At 62.8% G+C, this 2,336-nt stretch carries 3 protein-coding genes and 1 pseudogene; 1 reads left to right on the forward strand and 3 read right to left on the reverse strand.

All coding sequences use genetic code 11. The annotated features are described in order from the left end of the window. From EN750_RS41075 to EN750_RS30055, 3 genes and pseudogenes are all read right to left on the reverse strand, one after another. Positions 1 to 77, reverse strand: a pseudogene (locus EN750_RS41075) (sulfite exporter TauE/SafE family protein); the annotation flags it as partial. Positions 78 to 193: 116 nt separating this feature from the next. Next, on the reverse strand, positions 194 to 922 hold the full coding sequence (locus EN750_RS30050; RefSeq protein ID WP_127398905.1) for a class I SAM-dependent methyltransferase: 729 nt from the start codon (positions 920 to 922) through the stop codon (positions 194 to 196). Positions 923 to 985: 63 nt separating this feature from the next. Further along, positions 986 to 1,465 carry an Lrp/AsnC family transcriptional regulator gene (locus tag EN750_RS30055; RefSeq protein ID WP_127268483.1) on the reverse strand — a complete coding sequence of 160 codons (480 nt, stop codon included), beginning with the start codon at positions 1,463 to 1,465 and terminating at the stop codon, positions 986 to 988. A gap of 134 nt (positions 1,466 to 1,599) precedes the next feature. Between EN750_RS30055 and EN750_RS30060 the strand changes: the two genes are divergently transcribed. Continuing rightward, positions 1,600 to 2,336, forward strand: a 737-nt coding sequence (locus EN750_RS30060; protein ID WP_145968045.1) for a DMT family transporter, incomplete at its 3' end; no start/stop codon positions are given.

Below are 2,336 nucleotides of genomic sequence, written 5' to 3' on the forward strand. Positions count from 1 at the left end.
CCCTTGGACAGGCCGACCAGAATGACCGCCGGAATGGCAGCCGCATAGAACCACGGATCGAGAAGCAGGCCTGACATGGGAGGGACTGGTCCGGAGGGAAAGCGGGTCGACGCTTGAATAGCCCAGAATGCCCGGCGGAGCGACAGCAAATATGAGCGTGGCGGCGGCACACTCGGCCGACGCCGGCCAGTGCCTAGCGCCGAGCCGAGACCAGCAGGAACATCGGCCGCTCGAGCTCTTCCGCCAGTTCCGGCTTGGCTGCGATTTGCGCATCGGTCGGCCGGAATTCCTCGACATGGCCGATGGTGAAGCCGGACCGGATCAGTGCGTTAAGGGTGGTGCCGATCGTGCGGTGATGTTTCACCACGCCCTTGGCCAGCCAGTCGGTGCTGCGCGGTCCTTCCACCAGATATTGGTCGACAGGCCACGTCTTGCGGCCTTCGCTATCGATCACCCAGCCGGGTTTGGTCGGCGCCATGAAGATCGGATGTTCCGTCGAAAAGACGAAACGCCCGCCAGGCGCCAGGGCCCGATGCACGGTCCCGAACAGACGCGACACATCCTCGACATAGTGCAAGGCGAGCGAGCTGTAGACGAGATCGAAGCTGGCTTCCGGCAGGCTGAGCCGATCGAGATCGGCCGTCTCATAGCTTATGCCAGCATCGGGGCCGGCGGCCCTTGCCCGGGCAAGCATCTTCTCCGACAGATCCAGGCCAAGCACCTGCGCCGCCCCATGCTCGCGGGCCCAGCGGCAGAACCAGCCGAAGCCGCAGCCGAGATCGACGACCCTCAAGCCGCCGACATCGGGCAGCATGGCGCGCAGTGCCGGCCACTCGGCGGCACCCTCCAGCCCTTCGACCGAACGGCCGAGCTGGCTGTAGCCTGCGAAGAAATCCTCACGATCGTATATATTCTGCGCCATGGTTCCGGCCTCGTTTGGGCCGGCACACTAACCAACCGGCCACCGGCTTTCCACCCAACTCGATCAGGAGGCCTGCAAGACCTTTGCCCTATCCCGAGAGGCGGTTGCGTCAAGCGGCGGCGGCCGACGCCGGATCGGCTGCGCCTTGATAATGGCGGTGCTTGTCTCCGCCTTGTCGGCGATACGGTCCAAAATCCCGTCGAGATCGCCGATCGAGCGCACGAACAGCCGGGCGACGAAACAGTCATCGCCCGTCACCTTGTCGCATTCGCCGAATTCGGGAATCTCCTCGATCAGCTTCTGGACGATGTGCAGCTTGCCCGGCAAAGGCCGGATGCGCACGATCGCCTGCAGGGTATAACCGAGCGCCAGCGGATCGATCTCGACAGTGAACGCCCGGATGACGCCGCGCTCCTCGAGCCGTCGCAGCCGCTCCGAAACGCTTGGCGACGACAGCCCGACCTGGGCGGCCAGTTCCTTCAGCGAGGTCCGTGCATCCTTGACCAGGATTTCAAGGAGATTTCGGTCGAGATCGTCCAGCATCTTTTTCTTTCCCCGATAGTTTGGAGTTTTCTCCTAATATAATTAGGCCAACCGGCCATACACCCTTTCCAATCAGATGGAAAGCTTCGCGGCAGCATGAGATTATGGCGGCTCAACCGATATGGAGGTTTGTTGTGAACGAAACGGTGCGCGGCACGGTCGAAATGTCAGCCGCAATGGCCATCCTGGGAACGATCGGATGGTTCGTCGTCCTGTCCGGCCAGCCGATCATGGATGTGGTGTTCTGGCGTTGCGCTTTCGGTGCGCTGACGCTGCTCATCATCTGCGCCGGGCTGGGATTGCTGCGCAACAGGCTGTCGCTGCGCATCATCGGCATCGCCGCGCTCGGCGGCGTCGCCATCGTCGTCAACTGGCTGCTGCTGTTCAGCGCATTCTCGCGCGCGTCGATCTCGATCGCCACCGCTGTCTACAACACGCAGCCTTTCATGCTGGTCGGCTTCGGTGCGCTTTTCTTCGCCGAGCGGCTGACCCTGACCAAGCTGACCTGGCTGGCCATCGCCTTCGCCGGCATGGTTCTGATCGTGCAGTCGGCTCCCGATGCCGGCGATATCGGCACGGATTATTTCACCGGCATCGTCATGGCGTTGGGCGCGGCTTTCTTCTGGGCCGTCGCCGCCATCGTCACCAAGAAGCTCAAGGGCACGCCGCCGCACCTCATCGCGCTGATCCAGGTCTGCGTCGGCGTCGTCATGCTGGCGCCTTTCGCCAATCTTGCAGAGCTTCCGGCCGATGCCTGGAGCTGGACCATGCTGGCGACGCTCGGCATCGTCCATACCGGCCTGATGTACATACTGATGTACGGCGCCATCCAGAAGCTGCCGACGCATCTGCAGGGATCGCTGTCCTTCAT

The organism is Mesorhizobium sp. M7A.F.Ca.ET.027.03.2.1, assembly GCF_003999175.1.
Classification (GTDB): domain Bacteria; phylum Pseudomonadota; class Alphaproteobacteria; order Rhizobiales; family Rhizobiaceae; genus Mesorhizobium.

What these genes read in the sequence shown, in the direction of transcription:
- EN750_RS30055 (WP_127268483.1), bottom strand. Translation starts at nt 1,465, where the DNA reads ATGCTGGACGATCTCGACCGAAATCTCCTTGAAATCCTGGTCAAGGAT.
- EN750_RS30050 (WP_127398905.1), bottom strand. Translation starts at nt 922, where the DNA reads ATGGCGCAGAATATATACGATCGTGAGGATTTCTTCGCAGGCTACAGC.